This is a genomic window from Cyclobacterium xiamenense (assembly GCF_042140265.1).
Lineage (GTDB): Bacteria > Bacteroidota > Bacteroidia > Cytophagales > Cyclobacteriaceae > Cyclobacterium > Cyclobacterium xiamenense_A.
The window spans coordinates 2,448,335-2,471,005 of record NZ_CP159481.1 but is presented as its reverse complement, the minus strand read 5'-3'; the positions used below and the strand labels follow the sequence as shown (position 1 = coordinate 2,471,005).

Below are 22,671 nucleotides of genomic sequence, written 5' to 3'. Positions count from 1 at the left end.
AATTGGAATCAGCCTTCCAGGTCGCCAATTTTGGCCATAGTGCCCATCGAATGGCTCTGCATGGAATAACGCTCCCTGCAACTAGAAAAAAACTCCAGGACAATTTTGACCTCTTCCAGACTTTGTTCCGGGTACTGGGCGAGGTTGTGTGGATGCCACCACAGATGATACATTTCCCCAGCCCTGGCGGCCAAATCCATTTCTTCGCTAATTCTACGCAACTTCATCCGGTTCATCCAGGGCATTCGATCCTGATAAGGTCTGAAAAAACGGGAGGCAGGGAGTAGCGTTGGAAATCCCCGCGCAGGTATTTCTGGAAAAAATGAGGTCTTTTTTCCCAGGGGAACCAGGGAATCCGACGCACGAAAACCTTTTTTTACCCAGGTTTCCTTTTCCGGACGCTGCCAGAACCAATCCTTCGGATTGGTACGTACCGATCGAAACCCCGTTTCCCTGGCTGTTTTCAATGCTGCGAGGTGGTATTGGTTGCGCGGGAAGACCAGGGATTGGAGGTCCTGGCCAAATTTCTCTGCTGCAATGTGTCTGGCAGCAAGCAAATCGGCTCGAAATTCCTCGGTCTGCTGTCCAGATATCCGGGTGTAGTAGTGAGAGTAGGTATGGCTCCCCAATTCCTGTCCCGGGGCCCTGATGATTTCCCGGACCAAATCCGGAGCGAAAAGGCAGTTTGGATCCAATGAAGCCCTGCGGAACCAGTGATAGGCAGAGAAGGCTTGCTCGTGAAAACCGGGCGTTAGCGAAGGACTGAAACGCTCCCATTCCTCGGCATCTCCGGCCATCAACATGCCAACAGTGGCCCAGGTAGCTTTTATTTGGTATTGCTCGAAAAGGGCCAGCAACCGAGGGATCACTTCCCGTGTTCGGTAGTAGTAGGCTTCGTTTCCTTTTAATGGCACTTTATCAAATCTACCCCAATGCAGTTCGAAATCCAATGAAATGATTAATCCTGATTGCTTCATTTTGAAAACGCCCTGCTGGACCAGAAATAAACGATTCGTTCATAAAAAAAACAAAGCATCAAAAAGCTATAACTACTTTTCATGCGCATGAATATTCCCAGGTTATTCAAGGAATAGGAAAATAACAAAGAAAGCAGCAGCCCATACACCAGTGAAATTTGATAAAAAACAGGTACGGGAAGCCTTGCTTTCGTTCGGTACCAGGCCCAGCTTCCTCCTAGCACTCCGACCAGAAACAGGCTGTTTTCCAGGGAGGCGGCCAAGGTCCAGAAACCATCTGCTTCCCAAAGGAAGGGCCGGAATAATACCGTTCCCAGTTTTTCTACCAGGGAATAATCGGACATCGGCAGGCTGCTTCGTCCACCAAAAGACTCCAGGTATTGCTGTTGCCAGTGAAGCAAGTCCACGATCCACCGGAAATGAAATCCGTACTCCAGCGAGCCCAAGATCCAGCGGTAAGCACCAATCCCTAGAATCAGAAACAAAGCCAATGGCAGCAGGTAGCGGCGCTGATGACGAAGTGCCGGATGAAAAGGCAGCACGCCCAAAACGGCTACGCAAAGCACCAATCCCTGAATGGGTCGAACCATCAGGGAAAGCAGTATTCCCAGGACCAGGTAGCCCCACTTTCGGGAAATGCTCTCCGAACCAATCAATACCAGTATCAACCCCAGCCATAGAAAGGCCTCTTTCCCTACCCCTGCCGTCCAGAAATGCAGGTTGGGTAAAAATAACACTAAAAAAGCAACTGCCGCTGTGGGCCTTGACGGAATCAGGTGAAGCCGATTGGCCATCCACTCGGCCAGCAGCAAAAACCCAACAAAGGAAAGTCCTGCATAAACCAGGGTAGCGGAAGCATACCCTAATCCCAAAATATGGGAAAGCGGAAAATTGAGCCATTGCACAAAGGCCGTTCCGACGCCCCAATAGGCCATCCAGCTATCGGCTTCTTCGACCGGAATACTGCTGAGTTCCCAATAACGCAGGCTGTCCCCTCCCTGATCCAACAAATATTGGTGAAAAAAAAACGCCATGCCCAGATGGTACACCCATAGGGCATACAGTACTAACCGGAATTGCCGGGAGTGGCCTTTTTTCATCGCTCGCCGATGAATCCAGACCGAAACCAAAGCTAGGATGGCGAGCATAGAAAGTACATCCGGTAGAAGCATGGCCGTTAACAATATTCCAAGGCAAGCTTGTAGTCCACTATCGTTTGCTGCATGCCGAAATTTCGTTCTCCCAAGGCACGTATTTCGTTTTTTGGCAAATCCCTGGTTTCGTCCAGCCATCGCCGAAACTCATGAGGGTTTTTTCGGTAAACAAAGCAGGCTTTTTCCTTATCCAGCATTTCGGACAAATCGCCGATTTCCTCTGAAAGCAATACGGGCAGGCCTGACAATAGGTATTCGCCTATCTTTATCGGAGCTAATCCTGCCAAACTGGGAGCTGATTTTCTCAGGCTGATTCCCAGGTCTGCGGCCGCGTAATAATCCGGTACCTTCGCAAACGGTACCGTTTCTATGCAAACCAATGGATTCAGGTATTCGGGTATATGGGCGCGTAGGGCTTCCTTGTTTCGGACCAAAAATATAAAGCGGTGACTGGGATTTTCCTGATAACAAGACCAAAATAGCTGCAGCATTTCCGACACCTGGTACTGAGGGCCGATGCTACCGGAATACAGCCAAAGACGGGTACTGTCCGAAATTCCCAATTGCTGGCGGATGGCAGTTCGTGCAGTGGAGTTGGGCAAAAAAACAGCGGGATCGCGCCCGTTACGTACCCGAAAAAACTTTCCTCCCTGCCCCGCTCCGCTACCGGCCAGGTGCATGGCGATGGCTTTTTCGGAACGGGTCAATACCCGATCGGCCCGCCGAACCATGCTGGATTCTACATGCCGCAGCCAGCGGCAATGCAAGCTAGTAGGATTCAACCCGGCGAAATCAATGCGCTCTTGAATCGGCAAACCGTCGGCATCAAAAACTACTGGAAGGGATCGGGCCTTTACCCAGCGATTGAGCCGCAGTACCATCCAGGCAGGAAGCGTGGACCGGGGCATCAGGCAATCAATCGTATTTGATTGCAAATACTCCTTTATTTTTTGACTGGCGGTACGCAGTGTCCGCAAGGATCCAATGGTAGGACTCGGCCAACGGGCTACCGGAACCTGGGTGTACCGAATGCCGGATCCCTTTGCCAGTAGACGGATGCGTCCCACTTCCTCCTCTGAGGCCCAAGAAAACTGCATTACGTGAAATTGCCAGGGAGTCGTTCCCTGTAGCGCCCTAAAAATGGGGAAAAACAGGTTTTCCAGGTAGTTGGTTTGGTCCGAATCCCAGCAAATAAACAGAATATTCATTCGGTGAAGTGGCTATTTACCAACCCAACAGGAAAGGGGCTGGTACGACTCAATTCGGTCATTTTTTCTTGATTTGATTTCAGGGTGTCGCTGGTAAAGCGTGCATTTTTACGAAATTGTGCTGTAGGGTATACTTTTCGGCAACCCGTTGGAAGCCTTTTTCACCCATTGCCTTTCTCAGGCTGCAGTCCTTTAGTAGCCGGCTGAGTGCATCCACCCATTCCTTCTCCGTTTGCGCAAGAAAGCCGTTGACGCCATTTGTCACGACTTCAGCATTCATCCCTACCGGAGAGGCGACTACCGGTAGGCCACAAGCCATGTATTGGATCAGCTTGTAGGCACATTTACCTCGTTCCCAAGGGTCGTCCGGCAAGGGCATGATGCCTATATCCATGCTCAATAGGGCTGCTACCTCGCCCGATTCGGTCCAGGGAATCGTTTGAACATTCCCGGGAAAAAGCGGCTTTGTCTTCTCGTTGACAAGAAGAAATACCAGATCAAATTCCCGACGCAAGTGCTCCCACACCGGGAGCAAGGCATTCAGGTACTTCTGCGTACTGGGAGAGCCGATCCAGCCAATGGTAAGTGTATCCTGTTGTTGGTGGATTTTTTTTCGGTACCGGTAGGGATCGATTACAGTAGGCAGACGCACAACCCGCTTTGCACCGGCCCTTTCTGCCCGCTGCATCAGATAGGCATTGCCGGCGGTGACCGTATCCGCCCAGCGCATGACCCGATCAATTTTTTTTGGAATGAGACGGGAAACAAGCGCGTATTTTCCCAGGTCGTAGTTGTGAAACACGGCATCATCGTAATCGACCCAATATCCCTTTAACCGGGAAAGCAACCATTCAGGAAATGCGGGGAAATACGGAAAGAGCTCTTTTTCCAGGCAAACCAGGTCGTAGTTTCCTGCCGTAAGCAGGATTTTTAGCCGGCGCCAGTAACATCCCAGTACCTGCCAATAACTCGGCCTTTGCCCGGCATATATAACCTCCAGGTACCTTTCGTTAAAGAAGGGTGAAACGGTATGCTCCACCCCTTCTGAAGCCCAAAGGGGTAAAAACTGATAGGTTCGTAAGCGACTGCTTGCCCCTTTTCTGGGGTATTTGGGAAGGAAAAGGATTTTCTTTCGTGGCCGCTCAGTCATGTTGAAACGAAGCTTTTTTCTGATCGATAATGGCCTGTCTCCGTTGGAAAAAGCGCTTCCGGTCCAGTGCGCGCAAATAGCGTTGCTTTTTGTTGTGTGCGATGAGGTAAAAGCAAAACAACACGAAATAAATCATGGTCATGTTTTTCATGCGCATGATGGCTCCGAGGTTTCCAAGGCTATTGGCAAAAGCCAAACTCGTAGGAATAAACACAATGATCCCCGTCTTTAAAAATACCGGCATGTCGCGCAGTGCTTCGGGACTCCAATTGCGGTAAATATAAAAACTCAGGTATACATACAGCGCGTTTTCAAAGGAACTCAGCAGCGCCATGACGTTGTGCGCGTCAAAGAAAAGCGGGCGGTACATAAAGGTAAAAATCCGCATGGGAATCGAATAGGAGGCAACATCAATTCCCGAGTGGCCGGATGCTAACAATCCGGCAGTTTTTGAAGCAAGCGAGCCCAATTCTTCCAGGGAGAATTCCTCTAACTTCAGAAAACTCAATGTGGTGGCACTTAGGTAAATACTTCCTGCCAAGGCGAAAACACCCAAGGCCATTTTGTATTCCTTTCTTATTTCGGATCCGAACAAAATTGAAATTGTTGCACCTGCTATCAATGCCTGCCCCATATGAGGCCTTGCCATAAAGACAAAAAACAAGGCAATCAGGCCCTGCCACCATCTTTTTCGATACGCCTGTACTGCAAAAACGAACCAAGCGATACCCCAGAAACAGATAGAATCCTTTCCCACTCCGGCTGTCCAAAAATGCATGTTTGGAAAATAAAAGATGATCGGAAACAAGGAAAAATTCAATACTTTGTGGTTGTAGGGAAAGTAGATCGCAGTCATGACAAAGAGGTACCTGATCCCAACGAAACCCAAGGCACCAAATAGAATATTTCCGGTCAGGTAGCTCAAACCAAGCACCCTGCTTGGCAGGTAAGTCAACCATAAAATAAAGGTGGTACTTGTCCCAAAATAACGGCCCCAGTACACATCGCCTCTAATCAGTATTTGCTCCATGGTAAAGTACCAATACCCTTGGGAATCACCGCCGAAATTAAGAATATACCAGGTGAAAAACAGCGAAAAGAAAAGGTGATACAGCAGCAGGTAATGCAAGTGCCTTTGGTATTTCCATGGCAACCTAAACTTCTTCGCTATGCGCTCGTTCGACTTGAACAGGGCCAGCAGCAAAGCGACGATAACAATAATATCTAACAAATTATTCGTTTTTAAATTATCCCTTTTTTCTGAAGTAATCGTCGATACAGACGGTCTATATTTTCTACATATACGTCGCTGGAGTAGTTTTCCATGCCTATTTTGTAGCCATTTTCACCAAATTTTCTCCTTAATTCCGGACTTTCATACAAAACCCGGATTTTCGAAGCCAGTTCCTGGTAGCAACCCGGATGAACCAAAAAACCACTTACACCCTCGGCCACGATCCCTTTTAACCCGCCTACCCTACTAGCAATAACAGGTAGCTTATGAAGCATGGCCTCTACTGCCACCAATCCGAACCCCTCCTGATGAGAAGGAACACAAAAAATATCCATGATTGAATAATAAGGCGCCGGATCCTCCTGATAACCTAAAAAATGAACCCGTTCTTCCAAACCCAATTTGTTTACGCGTGCCCTTAACTGTTCTAAATCCGGTCCATCTCCCACCAATAAAAATTTCAGCCGGGGAATAGTCAATAAATGCAGGGCGTCAATGATATCGGAAAATCTTTTCACGTGATTGTAAACCCGTCCAACCGCTCCGATCACCACATCGCGTTCGGTTATTCCCATCGTAGCTTTGAGTGATTTTATGAACTCTGGCGCTGACTCAGCGGGAATATTCAATCCGTTTGGCAGAAGCGTTACCTTGGATTCGCTCATCTTTGCCTGATTTCTCAAATAATCCACTACTGCAGGTGAAATACCAATGACTGCTTCCACAAAACGGCTGTAAAAAGAAAGAAGGTGGGTAGCTCGCTTTGACCGTCCAATGGGATCGGAGGTTTCTTCCAAAATAGCGATAGGGACCCGCCCGATTACTTTGCCAACAAATGCCATGGAGTTTCCTTCGAAAACGGCTCCGTGAATGATATGGGGCTTATATTTCCGAATTACCTGCAATAACGCCTGGTATTTTCTGACTTCCAGGGGATGAGCAAAGGTCCCAATGGGGATAACTTCAATACCCAGGCGATTCAACTCAGAAAGGATTTTACCTTTTGCCTGGGTACAAACAATTTTCAACTGGTAGGTATCCCGATCAAGCTTGCTGGCGTAAGTGAGTCGGACTCGCTCTACACCTCCTGAGGAAATGGTTTCAATGCAATGCAATAATCGAATTTTTCCCATAAACTTGGTCAAGCGTCCATCGATCTCGCCTCGTGAAAAAACGAGGGCTGTTTGCTGGGAGGGAGCGACTTTGAAATAAATTGTACCGAATGGCTTCCCACCGAAATCGATTCTCGATCCCCCAAAATCACTTAATGCAGGTTATATACCGCTTGCAGACGCGTTATGTAATTTTCCACGGAATACTTCTTCCCGGATTGTTTCGCTCGTTCGCCCATGATCGCACGTTCCCATCCGGGAGTCACCATTACCTCAACCATTTTCTCTTTGATTTCCCCCGGGTTCCCGGGATCAATTAAGTAACCCGTTACGCCATTTTCAACGATCTCGGCAGGCCCACCTTGATTTGTGACAATAGAAGGCAGACTACTGAGCATTGCTTCCACCAGCGAAATGGAAAAACCTTCCGAAAAGGAGGGCAAAACAAAGCAATCTGCTTGCGTAAAAAAAGAATGTACCTGGGACTGAAATCCCCAAAAAACGACACGGTCTCTCAGCGATAACTCGGTACAAAGCGATTCCAACCGATCCCTTTCCACACCGTCCCCGACAATCCAAAGTCTTGGTTCGAACCCGTGATTTTCACCAACAAGCTCGGAAAAGACCCGGATCAGGGTATCTAAATTTTTAATTGGAACGAGCCTGCAAACGGTAATGAAGACGAATTCTTTGGAAAAATCTTGATCGGAATTTTCGGCCCTGCAGGAAATTCCTGTCATGCCCAGACCGTCGGTAGCCGCCACAGAGGCCCCTGCCACTTTTCCGCTGCCTCCTGCATCATTGCCCGAAACACTTGCCGGCAACTCCACCGGATTGTTTACAACGGCTACCTTAGCTTCTTCGACTTCTCCCAATGCGACAATCCTCGTTTTCACAGAATTGGAAATGGCAATCACCCGATCGGCCAAACCGTAAACCAGTTTGAACAACTTTTGCCACTTCCAATCGTGATTCGGAAAACCAATCTCCTCTCCAATACATATCGGTACACCGGCTAACTTTGCCGCAATCAAGCCGTGAAAATTCGCTTCCGATGCAGAAGTATGTACCAGGTCCGGACGGATCCTACGAATGACACGATAGAGTTTAACAATCAACCTGATATTTGGAATTTTTATTCGCTCCTGAAAATGATATACCTGCACTCCAGCCCGCATGAGTTCCTCTGAAACTTTGCCTTCCTTTCCGAGGACCAACACCGTTAGGGAGTTAGAGGTGAAGTCACGAAATCCAGCGACGGTGTGAACGATCCGCTGTTCAACGCCTCCAAAATCCAAAACCGGGACAATTCTAATGATATTCAAAGGCTAGAAATCGCTTTAATCCGCTGCAGGGATGCTTCGCTGGAATAATACGAATAGATGATTTGTCGGTTCCTCTCTTTTTGTGCATGGTCTAAAGGAATCGCTATCAGGCTTGGGTCATCTTCCAACTGCTCAATCGTAAACACCGACAGGTGCAGCCCCTGCAGAAATGCGTAAACCGGATTATCTGCATACAAAAAAAGCTTGGATCCAGAGTAAAGCAGGGCGTAGATATTTCCCATCGCCTGTTGTCTCAAGTGCCCCATAACGACAAATTCGCATTGAGTGACTTTGTTGAAATACGTTTCTCGGGGCAAAAATTGGGTTAAGCATTCAACTTGATCCGTAAAATGTTGCGCGCAATAATCCAACAGGTACTTCCGGTACTCTTGATCCCCGTAATTGAGCGGCAAGATGATTTTATGGGGCACACGCAGCTTTTTCAAGATAGCTAGCACATCCAGATGGTTACCGGCATAGGTCGCACTGTTGTTTACCAGTAGTTGACTTTTTTGTTTGGTGGGCGAATACGCGGAAAACAAATAGTCCAAATCACCAAATGTAAACCCAACCTGTTTTAAATTGCCGAATGCGTGGGCATTTTTGACCAGATCAAACTCGTTAGGAATGATCGGCCCGAAAAAATCCAACGATAAAAGGGCAGGTCTGACCCGAAAGTTGAAATAGATAAATTGATAAATTTTCAATCCCCATTTTTTTAAAAGACTTCTTCGGTGAAATTGGTTAAACAACGTAAGAGTCTTCTCCCGGTACAACGATGGATAATAAGGAGGCCGTAGTAGATAGTAGTAATAATCCGATCCATATCCGATCCAGAGTTTCTTAAAGCTGCGCTTTCGGTATTTTACTAAAAAATCTATGGTATGCCGATGCAAGTAATAAAAAATGAATAGATCGTTCTCCGTGGGAATCACCTCTTCCAAAAAATGTTTTTTCGTGAGGAATTTCACCCTCGGATCGTTCAGGTACGCCGAAGTACACGAATCACTTACCATCAGAAAAACGTTTCGGCCGGGATTAATCTTTTCGAAAGCATCGATGACCCAATCAGAAAATTTTTCGTCATTCAGAATATGTATGGTCACGAGGAAATAGATTTGAGCTCCTTACAACAGCAGAAAAACCATAAAACGAGTTGATCAAGACCTGTTTGATCACTTCAAAATAATTCAAGAAACACGGATGTCTTTGACGAAGCATCTCCACAAATAGCACTATTCTCGCTTTTGCCTGATGAAAACTGTACCCGGCCGTATTGGACGAACTTAGCCGCAAATGCCCCTTTCGGACAAAATAAACGACGTCGGTAAAATTATAAATTTCGTTCGACCTGACCTGTAACAAGGACTGGCTGTGCAGTAGCCATTCTTGGGAATTCTTCAAATTTGCACGAAACGGAACAGCCTTGAAAATCGTGCGTTTCCACAAAATCCCACCAATAGGCCACCGTATCTTACTTCTGATATGGTCGGCAAAATAATCATCGGACCGATTACTTCTTGACCACAATCCATCGGTTGAAGATGGGTTGTCGAAAAAAATGGATCCATAGCCCAAACAAAGCTTTATTGTTGGGTTAGTCTTAAAGACTTCGACTTGATTCTGCAGCGCGTCTTTCGCAAGTAAATCATCCGAGTCAACCCATTTTACCAGTTCACCCGCGGACCGCAGAAACCCAAAATTTCTGCAGGAATTCGGCCCTTTGGCCATGCCCGATGGTCTTTGAAAATAACCTATGCGTTTGTCCTGCTCACAATAATTGCCGACGAGCGTATCCGTACCGTCTGAGGATCCATCGTCGACGACGATCAATTCCCAATTCGTATAACTTTGATTAACGATGCTTTCAATCGTTTCGCGGAGCAGCTCTCTCCGGTTATAGGTTGGAACGATGAGAGATACCTTCATACCTGATGCAGCCAATACCTCAGTCGTTTAACCAATAGGCCAATTTTCAATCGCCGGCGAAGAGCCTTGACAAAGCCGGTTTTTCGTTCTTTTTTTGATCTTAATTCCTCAATGAGCGATTCAAATTCATGCGCGTACCTAAAGTCATGGAACTCATTAAGGTGCGTTACTATCCGAATCTTCAGATCAATATTATCCCGATTGTATGCATGCGAATTGGTAATGCCCGTCTCGTGTACGCGATAGGTGCTCATGTACCGGTCGATCCGCGAAAATGCACCGTAGGCGGATAAAATTGAGGCCAGGGCGAAATCTCCACTCAGCATGGTTGGGTACCAGTCGGGAAAAACCAATGCCTCTCGCCGAAAAAAAAGCGAGGAGGTATGCATCAACGATTTCTCTGAAATCAAATCCTTCGTAGTCAAAATAGAAGGAACCCCTCTGCCGTACTCGCCGGTTAAATACGGCTTACCTTCGTAACGAACCTTTACTTTGTGAAAGGATCCCGCCAGTTCCGGGTTTTCCTCCAACAACGCCGCCTGCAGGGCCAATTTTTCCTCATCCGTCCAAAAATCGTCGCCCTCGCAGATTGCAATATATTTTCCGGTACACTTTTTTAGGGCAAACATAAAATTGCCTATCACTCCGAGATTTTTAGATTGGCAGTAAACCTCAACGGCCACTTTTGAGTCTAAATTTTCGGACATTTTCTGGATCAATTGTGGCGTTTGGTCCGAAGAGCAGTCATCGGAAATAACCAGCTGCACGTTAAACGCTACCCGCTGCCTTAAAATACCTGCCAAGGCGGTTTCGATGAATTTTTCGTGATTGTAGGAAATCACGCAGACACTGACCAAAGGCTCCTCTTCTGACAGATTGCCGCTCATTTAAAGTAGCTTACGTGTTTCCTAAAAAAGACGCTACGTGCATGCCGATCGATAAGCGATAGGTATATATTTTTCAGATAAAACCTGAACGCAACCGAATAATCCCCCTTTTTAAAGGCAAAAATAATAACCGAATTAACAAACACGGCAAGGGTAGCGATACCCCTTCGGTCTTTAAAATACGCATAGATTTTAGCGTAGGTGAGATAACTCATTTTTGATCGCTCGTACGCATCCTTCATGCTCCAGATGCCTCCACGATGAATGGAATGCACAGCTCCGGAGATATCCGTGTGAAAATACACATCGCCACCTCGGGCGACAAACAAAAATAGAAAGGTATCACAATTGGTGATTTCAAAGAATTCCTTCGGCAGCTTACCACCAATGGTGTTCCTAAAGAACGTTGTTAGGGTAGGAATGGTATGCCGTCCACTCAGTAAGGCACCAAAATCTAAATTCCGCCTCGTGGATTGGGAGGGTATAACTCCCCGGTCAGTTCCTTCTGCAGATACGGCGCGGGCAGCGTGAAAACTCATGACAAACCGGGGGTTGTTTTCCAAAAAATCGAACTGCTTTTGGATTTTTGAAGTATCCGTCCACCAATCGTCTCCCTCGCAGATCGCAATATAATCGCCACTGCAGGCGTACAATGCATTAACAAAGTTTCTATTTACGCCAATATTCCGTTCGTTTCGAATAAATCGTACCTGAATCGCGGCATTATTTTTTGAGATTTCCTCCTGAATTAGCTCTGCGGTGCCGTCCGTGGAACAATCATCCGCTATCACAAGCTCCAGGGGGAAGTTAACCCTTTGGCTAAAAATCCCCTGAAGGGCTTTGTTGATATAACTTGCATGATTATAGGTAATCATACAAACACTTACCCTGCTAGTGGCCATTGCCCATGGGATTAATTTTACCTACCACCCTACCCGGGACGCCGATCACTTTGGAGAAGTCCGGAATATCCCGGGTCACAATCGAACCAGTGCCAATCACCACATGGTCCCCAATTGTGACATTCGGCAAGATGACTGCTCCACTTCCTACCAACGAAAAATTACCGATGCTTGCCCGACCGAGGACGATCGCACCGGGACTTATTTCACAAAATCTACCAACCACCGCCTCATGATGTACCTGCACACCAACATTTACCAGCGTCGCCGTACCGATTGACACCGAAGCCCCGATATAGGTAAAATGCAGAACATCACAATCTTCGTACCGACTGTGTTCACTCAGAACCGTGTTTTGACCGACGATGCCTCGGTACTGCCCACCGATGCCGGATAAAAAGGCGTGCAAGGCATGCCTGATTTTGGGGTTTCCGACACCCAAAACGAAATCAAAACGAGAACTGAATCTTGCCTGAATCTCGGCTGCCGATTTCAGGACCGGACGGTTGCGCAACAAACGCAGCTCCGGTTGAATGTTATCAAAAAAGAACAGCGAGGATTCCGGATGGTCAACAAGCAACGCGTCGTACACTTCCAGGGCATGCCCGCCTGCACCGGCAATAATCATCTTTCCTTCAGTTTAAATACGAATGGCACCCTGTATGAATAAAAATTCATTTGTTTCATACGCATCTTGCGCAAGTTTCGATTGATACCATTTCCGGGGCTGAATAATTACCCGGCCCTCATAGTCGTTCAGATAAGCCGCCCACCAGCTAAAGGTGCTATTGGATATGATATGGTGCTTGCAATACCTCATCAGATCAAATTCATGATAGTCTTCCAAATGCTCCTGCTCACTGACCAGAAAATACTCCTCTTCGAAGGAAAAAAAATTCTTTACCCAGGCAGGATCGTCCGAAAAAACGAAAAATCGGGGATGGTCGACTTTTCGTTTGATCCGTTCCACTCCGGCAAGGTAATATTCTAGGGGCAAGACACCGAACAGTTCGTTGAATTGTTTGTTCGATACATAATCTCCCCTGCGGATATGAATAGCTACCGCCTCCGTTTTTTGAATTCGCTCTCGTACCCTCAAATAGGGCTCGTTGAAAAAAACTTCCTTAACCCGATAGTTTGAAAGAAGTTCCCTCCGTATTTCATCAAAATAGCTATTAAACGACCAATAGCCTATCAAAACTAAGTTCGGCCTCCCAGTCAGTTCCAGGCGTTGCCATTTGGGGTCCCTGACAACGCTATGGTAAAAATTGCAACGAAGCCGTTTGGATAGGAAACGAATGACATCCGAGGAGAGGAATCGTAATTTAATTTTCGATACGGTATCGTACTCGCATTCAAAAAAGCGAAGTTTGGGCTTCCTGTTGCTCCGATGGAAGAGACTATTGTCTAAAAAAAGTGGGCTATTGCTTTTCCTGGATAGATGCAAACCTAGCGCATATTGGAATAGCTGGTTTCCGAGCCCACTTTTCAGCCTGACGATTATCAATGGATTTTTACTTTTAGAAAGCGCGGATGAACAAAAATGGAGTTTATGAAGGTATCGGAATGATGTATGTAGCCAAAACTCTTCAAATGTTCCACCAATACCAGGTCCTTCTGCCACTCCCCGGCGCCAAGTTTTTTGATGGTCTCTACGCATATGACCTTCGGAAGGCCGAATTCATCGCTTACGGAAAAAATAGCCTCCAAAATCTCTTTGTCCATACCTTCTGTATCCAAACTTAAAAAATCAGGGATCGCCGAAAATTGATGATGCCTCAGAACATTTGCAATGGTTTCCACCTGTACCTCTTCGGTAGCCACCACTCCGCCTTGTATGTGCGCAACCTCTCCATCAAACGTATTCAACATGGAATTCTCGAAAATATAAAACTTTTTCGTTTCCTTTTTACGACCGATGCCACAGTGGATATTAATATCGTTTTTTCGCTTTCTATTGAACGAATTAATGGATTCCTTATTGGGGTCGATGTTTATACCCCGACACCCATTCCTATAGAACCGAAACGTGTTATTAAATACAATTGGGTCGTTCGCACCAATATCTAAAAAGGTCGGCTTCTCTATTCTCAAAAGGTTTTTGAAAACAAAATCTATCAAAAGATCTTCGCCGCATTGAGAAAAACTGATCTTATTTTTCGGAAGTAAACTACTTAGTGAAAACATTCATTTAACAAAATGGAATTCAACGGATTATTTCTTGGAATAGTTGATGCCGGAAAGCACATGCTATTCCCCGTCAACCAAATCTGACATGCTGGCTCGTTGGATAATCAAAAAGGTTTGATGCAGGAAAAATTCCGGATGTCGCAACGTTCGCAGATTTGTTGTGTCTTTTGGGGAGGTTACTTGAAAATCGTACACCAAATGCTAGGGAGAGGAAACGTTTTCTAAAAACCCGTTCTCAGTGAAAAGCACGTCAACCTGTCGTAAACTACCATCGGTCGCATACGAATGATTGTAAATACCGTAGAGCGAATAGTTGAGATCTGCCAGATAGTGAAGTATATCCGGAAATTTGGCCTGCTCTTGATACGTAGGTTTTAAAAGTACTTCTAAGTAAATAATCTTAATTTTTCGAAGTTTTAGTGCCTGAAGGGCTCCCTTTAGTATTTGTAGCTCAGAACCTTGGGCATCAATTTTGAACAAATGCACAAGATCTATGCTTCCTCCCAAAGAAAAATCATCGAACGAGTACGTACGCACCTGCGTTTCTTCACAGTGTCTCAAGTTCGATGCAGGCCAACTCTTTTCTGTTTCGGCATCCAATGAGAGCAAGGAGTTGGTTCGAAAATTCTCATTGACAAAAAACCTGGCTGTTTCGCTTTTATCGCTCAATGCGGCATTGATCGTATGGATTTTGGAATCATTTTGAAACCTATTCTTTAAAATCGAATACGTTTTTTCGTAAGGTTCGAAGCAATAAATGCTTGAGCTCGGAAATAGTTTCCGATAGGATTCTGTGATGTCACCTATGTACGCGCCAATATCGACGATGACCGGGTGACTGACCTCCCGCAACAAGGTGCGTTTAATGTTAAACGGATCCTTACGTAAAACGTGCGGATTGTTTTTCGAAAGAATTTCGTAACCAAACGACGAAAATAACTTTTTTATGTTTCTGGTAAAATTCACCTGACGCCTTGACTTTTGTGTTTTTTCAGCTTCAAATCGTTACCTATTACGATTCCTATCCACTACCTATCGCTTCTTTTAAACAGAAGGGATGGAGAAAATGGTGTTCAAAAAAAATCTTCTACTCGTTTTTTCCCCGGTGCATCGGTAAGATCGTCCATCGAAAGTTCCAGCCGAACGAAAGATTCTTTAGTAAGCTTCAGACAGCCAACACCTTCCAGGGGGATTGACCGGGCATTTTTCGGATAGATATTATCGACCTCTATTCGTTAAGACGCTTTTCGATCAGTCAATAGTTTGTTGGATCTACACCGATTCAATGTCGCCGTACTGGTAATTGAAGACCCCTGACCGATTCGAGGATACAAGCCATTTTTGCCGGGGGGAACCGGTACTCGGCACCCGGAAAGGTACCGTTTCAACGACAGGCAGATAGCAGGAATCACAAAGCCAGCCCTTTCCTGAGTACGAATTCAGCCTTGATTAAATGGCTACATTTTCCCGAACCGTTACCCGACCATTTTTTATCGAAATCACCTTATTGCAGTTTTCAACGGTTGTCGGTCGATGCGTGGCAATAATCATGGTTACAGATCCTTTCAGGGATTCAATATTTTTCTGAATCAAGCTCTCCGCCTCTGCATCCAGAGAAGAAGTTGCCTCGTCCATCAAAAGGATTTCTATCTCCTTGAACAACTCCCGCGCAATTGCTATACGCTGTCTTTGTCCGCCACTTACCATCATTCCGTTATTTCCTAACCTACTCTCCTCCCGGAGTTCCAGCCCCAATACAAAGTCTTCAATCAAGGCCCTCCTACATGCCTCGTCGAACCTTCGCTTATTCTCTTCCGATTTTTCGGCCCAAAAGGTCACGTTATTGTAGACCGTATCGTCAAAAATAACCGGCTCCTGCGTGATGTACCCGATGCGGGAATTAAAGGTGTGAATATCAAACTCGCTTAGTCTTTTTCCATCCAACAAAATCTCCCCCTGATCTGGAGGAATCAATCCGGAAATCATATTCATCAGGGTTGATTTTCCACTTCCACTCGGACCTAATAGCGCCACATTGTCGTATTTATTGATCGAAAAGGTAAGGTCTTTAAACACCGTCTTTCCATTGAATCCGATACCTACGCTCTTAAAATCCATACTTCTCTGAAAACCACTAAAAACCAAGTCCCCCTGCTTCTCTTCTCCCCGCGACAATTCTCGATTAAAGGCCTTCATGTTTTCCAAAGAGCCATACGAAGCCATGTACAAATTCCAATAATTCTGAAGATTCATCAGATGGGTAAGCGCACGGTAAAAAAACAAAAGACTCAAAACAATCAAACTCAATTCACCGCCAAACAATTCAACTTCTATCAGTATCATCAGTACGATCACGAATACCACCAGAGGCTCCCTCAAGGCGTTAATGATGGCATTTAATTCGCCAATTTTCATCTGATTGACTTCTATTTCTGAAATCTTTTCGATCAATTTCTTTTTGTAGCTATTGATCGAGCCGGAAGCTTTGAGGTATTTAAACGAGGCCACGTGCTGAATCAACAAGCCCTGAAATTCGCTGGTCGATTGGGTAAAAGCGATAGAGTACTTTTTCGTTTTCCGATAGATTACTTTGTAAATAACGTTCGTGCACCATCCGCCAACTACCACCAAAAATGTAAATTGAAAATCTACGGAGAATGCTAAAGAAATGTAAACCAACACCACTAAAACACCGTGAATCGTCTGAAAATAGGCAGTGTAAGCGGTGAGAACACGATACACCTCACCACTAACGGTATTCTGAATTTTCCCACTATCTACGGCTACGAACGAACGGTAACTTACCTGACCTAGTAGCTCGACATGAGACAGCCTCAAGCTGGTAATGAACTGTCTTTGGAGGAGGGTCTTGTAGATACCCTCCCCGTATTTTACCAATCCCTTTACAACAAAAAAGAAAAGCATGATGGACAAAATTCCCATTAGGTTCATCGGGATGCGTAGCGTTTCCATCCAGGTTAGAATAAAACTCAGCTTGCCTAAACCAGCCATTTCCTGGGTACTACTGAAACTTTTCATCAGCGGCAAAAACATGGCGATTCCAAAACCATCCAGGATAGCAACTAAAATATTCAACAAAAAAGAAATGATCAGCTTATTTCCTAAGTAACCGTAGAAATAACTAAAATCTGATATATTTTTCTCCAATATTCTCTTCAAACTACTCATTCCCCGTAGATTTTTCTCCTGCCACCCGACTAAATCCTGAGCAATCTGGCATCGATCGCGTGCTACACCAACGGTCGGAGTAGCGATTCATCAAAAAATAGGAGTTGGTTTTTTGCCGTATTACCATTCCAAGCCTTTATTCAGGACCCGGCGCTTTCCTTCCAAAGGCGGTATTCACAAACCCGGGCTATACATTATTTTGCACCCGCAATAACAACCTCGCGACCATCCGTTGCTCTTCCTTTGTTAACGAATGGTACAGCGGCAAACAAAGAACCCGCTCGGAAATACGATCCGAAACAGGGCAAATTCCCTGAGTAAACCCAATGTTATTCAAAGCGGGAAAGAAATACCTTCTACTGCCAATACCATTCTCCTCCAGCACGTGCATGCATTTTTTTAATAAAGCGACCTCGTTGAAAATAATCGGAAAATAAGCGAAATTGTATCTTTCGATTTGATTCGTCTCCGGATACTTCACATCTAATCCTCGCAATAGCTCTTTGTAGTACACGAATTGATTTTGCTTCTTCTTCTGAATTTCGTCCAGATAAGGAATAACGGCCAGCCCCATTCCAGCATGGAATTCGGAATTTTTCCCATTGATGCCAATGCCATTAAATTTTTCAAATCCATCGTGCCCAAAGTTCCTTAAATAGGCCATTTTTTTAAGGGTTTCCGGACATTTGGTCATGACCGCCCCTCCCTCTATGGTATGAAAGAGCTTGGTAGCGTGAAAACTACAGGTGGAGATATCCCCGTATTCGAAAATGGATTTCCCCTTGACCTGCACACCAAAGGCATGTGCCCCATCGTAAATTACCTTCAACCCGTGCGCATCAGCTATCTGCTGTATCCGGTCAACCTCACACGGAATCCCATAGACATGAGTCGCCAATATCGCAGTTGTATCGGGGGTAATCGCCGCTTCGATCAAATCGGGATCCATGGTCAATCGGTCTCCCAGGATATCAACGAACACCGGCGTACAACCCTCCCAGATAATCGAGGTGGTCGTTGCCACGTACGAAAATGGAGTCGTGATGATTTCCCCCCCGAGACCCAGCGCTTTAATCGCCAGCTGAAGGGCAATGGTGCCGTTCGATACAAAAAGCAAATGATCCAGGTTCAAGTGTTCCTTGAGTTGGAGTTCCAGTTCATTGACAAGCGGACCATTATTGGTTAGCCAGTTTCTTTCCCAGATACCGTCCAGGTACCGGGCGTATTCCTCCTTTGGAGGTAAAAATGGTTTGGTAACAGGAATCATCGCTGTATTATCTTTTTAGCAACACTTACACTTTTATACGAGGCATGAACTATCCGTTTGGCTTCCAGTCCGGCGTTTTTTTTAAGCCGGATGTTTTTCAATAACCGCAGGTAATAAACCCTTCCAATTCGGCGAAACCGCCGGGACCGCCTCACGCTGGTTTCTAGCAGAAAGCTATCCAACGGGGGACTTGGTAGGGCAGGCAGCTTTCGTTTGGCAACCGTACTGAATTCGTTGGCACTCCGGTATCAGGCAATCCGGAAATCTTCACCGACTTTTCTCCCCGATTCCAGTCTCAGATCGCTCACCGAACCTCCCCCTTCCAGCCGCTATATACCCTCCCAAAACCTTTTACCATCGCAATGACATGCCTCGCCAACAGGGAGGGATTGGTATTCTCGCCCACAAACCTGCCCAAAAAATGCGCCATTCGTCCGGGGTGATGCCGGGCGATGTCTTCTGTAAGATGAGGCACTTTGTGCGGCGGCAGGAGTTCAACAAAACCAGCAGCAAGGCCCGTGGGGATAAGCATGTGGGAACCATGGACCCCCATTACCACCTGACTCCTTCCATAGATTTCATTCCACCTTCTCTCCACCGCGGGATCTATTCGCTCGACCCGTTCGTCTATCCAGCTTTCGGGAAGCCTGCCTTCCTTTCCCAGGCCCGTCACGTAAAAACGGGCCCCCGGGAGGGCGCTCCGGAGCCTTCGGATCAGACCTGCCAACAGCCTGCGCTGCCGGTAGCACAGCAAGCTCCTTACCAGAGGCTGGAACCCAAACTTAATGGAAGCCTTGTCGATCAGGTCTAGTAAGGGGCTGTCCAACCAAAACCGGTCGGAACGCCAGACAAACGTTAGCTGCAGCGGAAGCCGTGTAAAGTCCCCGAGGTCAAATGGCCTTGCCTGCAGGACTTCTTCAAGGTCCGATTCCTCGATAGTTGGATGTACCGGTACGGGACTCAATGCCACCGAACGAAATCGGCTGCATTGTTTCTTTACCCAGGCATCCAGTCCTTTAACTCCGTTGTCAAGCGCTTCCAAAGGTAAATCTATCGACCAAATCTCCACCCTCGGATCGGTCACCAGCCAGGAAAAGCGGGAGGGTAGCAAGACCGCCAGTGTTTTGGAGGGAAACTTCTTCTTCAGCAACATTACGTTCCATAGTTTGCTAAGCACATGTCCAAAACAACTGTCCAGACAGTTGACCAAAACCAGGTCTCCTCCGGGATTTGCCTGCAACAGCCGCATGCCGGCATCAACTTCCAAATTCCTCCGAAAGGAACGAATCAGGGGTAGGGCCATCCATGAACCTTCCTTTCTGTCAAACCGGGTATGTCTTCCGTCGCGGCTAAAGGCAACAGGAAACAAGGCAGCGTGACCAACGGGCAGGGTCGCAAAAAACTCCAGTCCACACGTGGAGCAAGCATGTACTGCCAGCACATGGGGGCCTTGAAAAAAGGGCGTTCTACCAGGTATTTCCTTCTCCCCACAACCGGGACAGTCTGAAGCAAATGAATCGGTACGAGGAAATAGCTCAATCACAGGTTACCATTTTCGGATTCCCCACCGATTGAGCAAATAGGCCAGTAGCGTTTTATGTCGGGACCAGGCAGCCGTGCTGCTTTCTACCAAAGAATAAGGCAATTCAGGCTGAAAAATCAGCGCTGCGTAGGATAAATTCGAGGGAGAAAGAATTAATTCTTGACAAAAAGACAGCGAAAGGCAGTCCAAAAGGGCCTGCTCGCCCAATAGTTTGCCATTCTTTTTGCCCCTAAAATCATGAACGGCTTGACTGGTCTCCGACCGACAAAAGTCATGCGCAATTACCCGACCGGGATACAACCGCTTCAGGCTTTCCAGAAAATACGCATCGTCCGTGGCCACAAACAAACGGTCAAATCCCTGCATTTTTTTCCGAATGCTCCTGAGAAGTGTCTCTTCGTCAGCGGCTGGTACTTCCAGATGGTGATCCGTTCGCCGGGCGTGCACGCCCAAAACCCGGAAAGGTTCTAATGCTTTCTTTATCGTTACTAGTTTACTGGCTAAATTTTTCTGAAAGCGTATTTCCGACCGGCATGTTTTATGTAAACTTCTTAAGAACCCACGATGCCAAATGCGGAGTGGATAGGTTTCATACTTAAGATTATATATCGGATTGAGTCCGGGAGGAATAACTTCCGACACCATCAAATCCTCCCAAAAATTGGTAAGGGCATCGTCTTTCGGCTCGCTGTAGGGATAGGAAACGTTTGAAAAATCGACCTTATAGGGCAACCCGTAGGACTTTGCAAAGCTCATTCCGTAAAGAGCCTGGATAAAAAGAGAAAAAAATCCTCTCCGACATTTTCCATCGGGATGATCGCCACAGTAAAATTCATCGTTATAACAGGTGATGTGGTAGTAGGAATTTTCCCGAAGCAGTTGCGCTAACCGTTCCCTGTCCGGTTGGGATCTTTTGGGCATTTTTAGCTTATGTTGAGGAAATCGGCATCTAGCTGCCTCCAGGCCGATGTTCGTAACCGATAGTTTACCTGAGGATAGGGTTTGGCACCAAAGCTCTGTTTCCACCGAAAAAGAGACCAATTGATCGCACCTCCTTCCGGCCAATGGGAATGACCGAAATCCAGGTACCGCTTTTCCCTGCCTACTTCGGTAGCCAGATGGTAGACAAGTAAATCCATTGCGTGCAACTCCCTTCCCCGTGAACTAGTGGCCAGGTATTGCGTGTGTAGGCAGTTGGGTGTCTCGTAGACTGTAGCACCGGCCACCGGATTTCCGTTCTCAAATGCGGTATATTGATGAATGCAGTTCGGATGCATGGATTTCAGGTAACGCATTTCTTCCCGGGTATGGGTAGGTTTTTTGCCGTAGCGGTTTTGCAAATTGGGCACCAGTAAAGCATCCCAAAACTCATCCACTTCCTCCTGTAATCGAATTTCCAGACCCGCTTCGCGCGCCCTACGAATGGCAGACCGTCTTCCTTTATGGCGTATAGCAAGTGGTAGCAATACGGCCTGCGTCAACTTCATCCCGACAGTCTCCGCTCCGGCCAGGTGCATCAGGTAGGGAAAAGGATCTCCAGGTTCACTCGTATACACCATCGGCATAGCGTTGATCGAAAGCAGGGAAAACCCCTGCTTCCAGTAATATTCAAGCAGATACCGGTACAATTGTAATGTTTGATGAAACGAGCAGCGACGGTGGATCAATCCGGCGTAACTCAGTCCTTGGTGAGAATAGACGTTGCTGCCTTTCTGGTGTGCGGGAAACACTGCCATCGGACGTTCGTTTGCAAAAATCACTACCGAAACGTCTCGAAACCGGTCCCTGTGGTATTCCAGATAGGAACGGCGGTGAAGAAGCGTAGCGTTTGGCGCGTCGCCCAGTACTTCCTCCCAGGCCTTGGCAAACCGGGAAGAATAGGGTACGACCCGAAATCCTGTATCGGTATTTGTAATCAACCAGGCAAGGTTTTTAGTGGGGAACATCCGGTCTCCAGTGGGCAATCAGGGTTTCTTTCATCGGCTGAAATCCCGCTTTTCGGTAAAACGTCATGGCTCGTTTGTTCGCTTTTTGCGTTGAAAGTCCGACTTGTACAAGCCCGCTGGCATACACCTCCCGAAAGACTTTTAGCATCAGTAGTCTACCGATCCCTTTTCCCTGTGAATTGCCTTCTACTGCGAAAAGGTCTACATAGCCACGCCCCCGCAGCAGGCGAAAGGTGATAAAACCCTGCAATCGGCCGTCTTTTCGTGCCACGATGACCCGGTGCTTTTGACGGGTGATGGTTTCCCACCAAGTACTGTAAAGCTTTTCGTATTCCTTGTTGGCAAGCAAGGGATCCTGCCGGAAACGGGAACACTGGCCGCTGGTGAAGACCAATTCCCGAAGTTGCTGTTGGTCCGCATCAGAAAGAGAGGCGGAAGATCCTGCTCCGCTACCTCCACATTCCCGGTGTTTTCGGAATCGATTTCCAGATCTGATTTCAAAATTGCTTTTACCAAATCCACCCGGGTACTGATCGGTGGCCAGCCCCCCAATTTTACCAGCCCAGGCTTTCCCATCACATAAATCAACCGATAACCGCAGGCCGCCGATTGGATACGTTCCATATCCGGAAGCGACTTCTCGAGCAAAAGCTTGCCT

21 protein-coding genes are annotated in these 22,671 nt (G+C 46.7%); all 21 read right to left on the bottom strand.

Annotated elements, in window-relative coordinates; translation table 11 throughout:
- Positions 1 to 8 precede the first annotated feature (8 nt).
- Complete coding sequence (locus ABWH99_RS10470) at positions 9 to 977, bottom strand: polysaccharide deacetylase family protein (RefSeq protein WP_375586225.1); 969 nt, start codon at positions 975 to 977, stop codon at positions 9 to 11.
- The gene (locus ABWH99_RS10465) at positions 974 to 2,077 is read right to left on the bottom strand and encodes a hypothetical protein (protein ID WP_375586224.1); all 1,104 of its coding nucleotides are present in this window, start codon (positions 2,075 to 2,077) and stop codon (positions 974 to 976) included. Before ABWH99_RS10465 ends, ABWH99_RS10470 begins: the two co-directional genes overlap by 4 nt.
- A 77-nt stretch (positions 2,078 to 2,154) precedes the next feature.
- Entirely contained in the window at positions 2,155 to 3,339 is a 1,185-nt protein-coding gene (locus ABWH99_RS10460) for a hypothetical protein (protein ID WP_375586223.1), read from the bottom strand.
- A 79-nt stretch (positions 3,340 to 3,418) separates the two neighbouring features.
- Entirely contained in the window at positions 3,419 to 4,489 is a 1,071-nt protein-coding gene (locus ABWH99_RS10455; protein WP_375586222.1) for a glycosyltransferase family 4 protein, read from the bottom strand.
- Positions 4,482 to 5,720 (bottom strand): hypothetical protein, encoded by a 1,239-nt coding sequence (locus ABWH99_RS10450; RefSeq protein WP_375586221.1) that lies wholly within the window; start codon positions 5,718 to 5,720, stop codon positions 4,482 to 4,484. The genes ABWH99_RS10455 and ABWH99_RS10450 overlap by 8 nt, the downstream gene beginning before the upstream one ends.
- 11 nt (positions 5,721 to 5,731) lie before the next feature.
- Entirely contained in the window at positions 5,732 to 6,838 is a 1,107-nt protein-coding gene (locus tag ABWH99_RS10445) for a glycosyltransferase (RefSeq protein ID WP_375586220.1), read from the bottom strand.
- A gap of 149 nt (positions 6,839 to 6,987) precedes the next feature.
- The gene (locus tag ABWH99_RS10440) at positions 6,988 to 8,160 is read right to left on the bottom strand and encodes a glycosyltransferase (RefSeq protein ID WP_375586219.1); all 1,173 of its coding nucleotides are present in this window, start codon (positions 8,158 to 8,160) and stop codon (positions 6,988 to 6,990) included.
- Complete coding sequence (locus tag ABWH99_RS10435) at positions 8,157 to 9,266, bottom strand: TDP-N-acetylfucosamine:lipid II N-acetylfucosaminyltransferase (protein WP_375586218.1); 1,110 nt, start codon at positions 9,264 to 9,266, stop codon at positions 8,157 to 8,159. The genes ABWH99_RS10440 and ABWH99_RS10435 overlap by 4 nt, the downstream gene beginning before the upstream one ends.
- Positions 9,244 to 10,089, bottom strand: a complete 846-nt coding sequence (locus ABWH99_RS10430) for a glycosyltransferase family 2 protein (protein ID WP_375586217.1) — start codon at positions 10,087 to 10,089, stop codon at positions 9,244 to 9,246. Before ABWH99_RS10430 ends, ABWH99_RS10435 begins: the two co-directional genes overlap by 23 nt.
- Entirely contained in the window at positions 10,086 to 10,976 is an 891-nt protein-coding gene (locus ABWH99_RS10425) for a glycosyltransferase family 2 protein (protein ID WP_375586216.1), read from the bottom strand. Before ABWH99_RS10425 ends, ABWH99_RS10430 begins: the two co-directional genes overlap by 4 nt.
- Positions 10,973 to 11,878, bottom strand: a complete 906-nt coding sequence (locus ABWH99_RS10420) for a glycosyltransferase (protein WP_375586215.1) — start codon at positions 11,876 to 11,878, stop codon at positions 10,973 to 10,975. Before ABWH99_RS10420 ends, ABWH99_RS10425 begins: the two co-directional genes overlap by 4 nt.
- Entirely contained in the window at positions 11,868 to 12,506 is a 639-nt protein-coding gene (locus tag ABWH99_RS10415) for an acetyltransferase (protein ID WP_375586214.1), read from the bottom strand. The genes ABWH99_RS10420 and ABWH99_RS10415 overlap by 11 nt, the downstream gene beginning before the upstream one ends.
- A 12-nt stretch (positions 12,507 to 12,518) precedes the next feature.
- The gene (locus ABWH99_RS10410; protein ID WP_375586213.1) at positions 12,519 to 13,385 is read right to left on the bottom strand and encodes an alpha-1,2-fucosyltransferase; all 867 of its coding nucleotides are present in this window, start codon (positions 13,383 to 13,385) and stop codon (positions 12,519 to 12,521) included.
- A complete protein-coding gene (locus ABWH99_RS10405) occupies positions 13,382 to 14,065 on the bottom strand; it encodes an FkbM family methyltransferase (RefSeq protein WP_375586212.1) in 684 nt (227 codons plus the stop codon). The genes ABWH99_RS10410 and ABWH99_RS10405 overlap by 4 nt, the downstream gene beginning before the upstream one ends.
- Before the next feature lie 204 nt (positions 14,066 to 14,269).
- Positions 14,270 to 15,034 (bottom strand): FkbM family methyltransferase, encoded by a 765-nt coding sequence (locus ABWH99_RS10400; RefSeq protein ID WP_375586211.1) that lies wholly within the window; start codon positions 15,032 to 15,034, stop codon positions 14,270 to 14,272.
- A 483-nt stretch (positions 15,035 to 15,517) separates the two neighbouring features.
- Positions 15,518 to 17,257, bottom strand: coding sequence for an ABC transporter ATP-binding protein (locus ABWH99_RS10395; RefSeq protein ID WP_375586210.1), 1,740 nt, complete (start codon positions 17,255 to 17,257; stop codon positions 15,518 to 15,520).
- Positions 17,258 to 17,444: 187 nt separating this feature from the next.
- Positions 17,445 to 18,524, bottom strand: a complete 1,080-nt coding sequence (locus tag ABWH99_RS10390; protein ID WP_375586209.1) for a DegT/DnrJ/EryC1/StrS family aminotransferase — start codon at positions 18,522 to 18,524, stop codon at positions 17,445 to 17,447.
- Positions 18,525 to 18,828: 304 nt separating this feature from the next.
- Positions 18,829 to 20,067, bottom strand: coding sequence for a hypothetical protein (locus tag ABWH99_RS10385; RefSeq protein WP_375586208.1), 1,239 nt, complete (start codon positions 20,065 to 20,067; stop codon positions 18,829 to 18,831).
- Between the two features lie 3 nt (positions 20,068 to 20,070).
- Entirely contained in the window at positions 20,071 to 20,988 is a 918-nt protein-coding gene (locus ABWH99_RS10380) for a hypothetical protein (protein WP_375586207.1), read from the bottom strand.
- A gap of 2 nt (positions 20,989 to 20,990) precedes the next feature.
- Entirely contained in the window at positions 20,991 to 21,986 is a 996-nt protein-coding gene (locus tag ABWH99_RS10375) for a GNAT family N-acetyltransferase (RefSeq protein WP_375586206.1), read from the bottom strand.
- A gap of 13 nt (positions 21,987 to 21,999) precedes the next feature.
- The gene (locus tag ABWH99_RS10370; protein WP_375586205.1) at positions 22,000 to 22,407 is read right to left on the bottom strand and encodes a GNAT family N-acetyltransferase; all 408 of its coding nucleotides are present in this window, start codon (positions 22,405 to 22,407) and stop codon (positions 22,000 to 22,002) included.
- Positions 22,408 to 22,671: the final 264 nt, after the last annotated feature.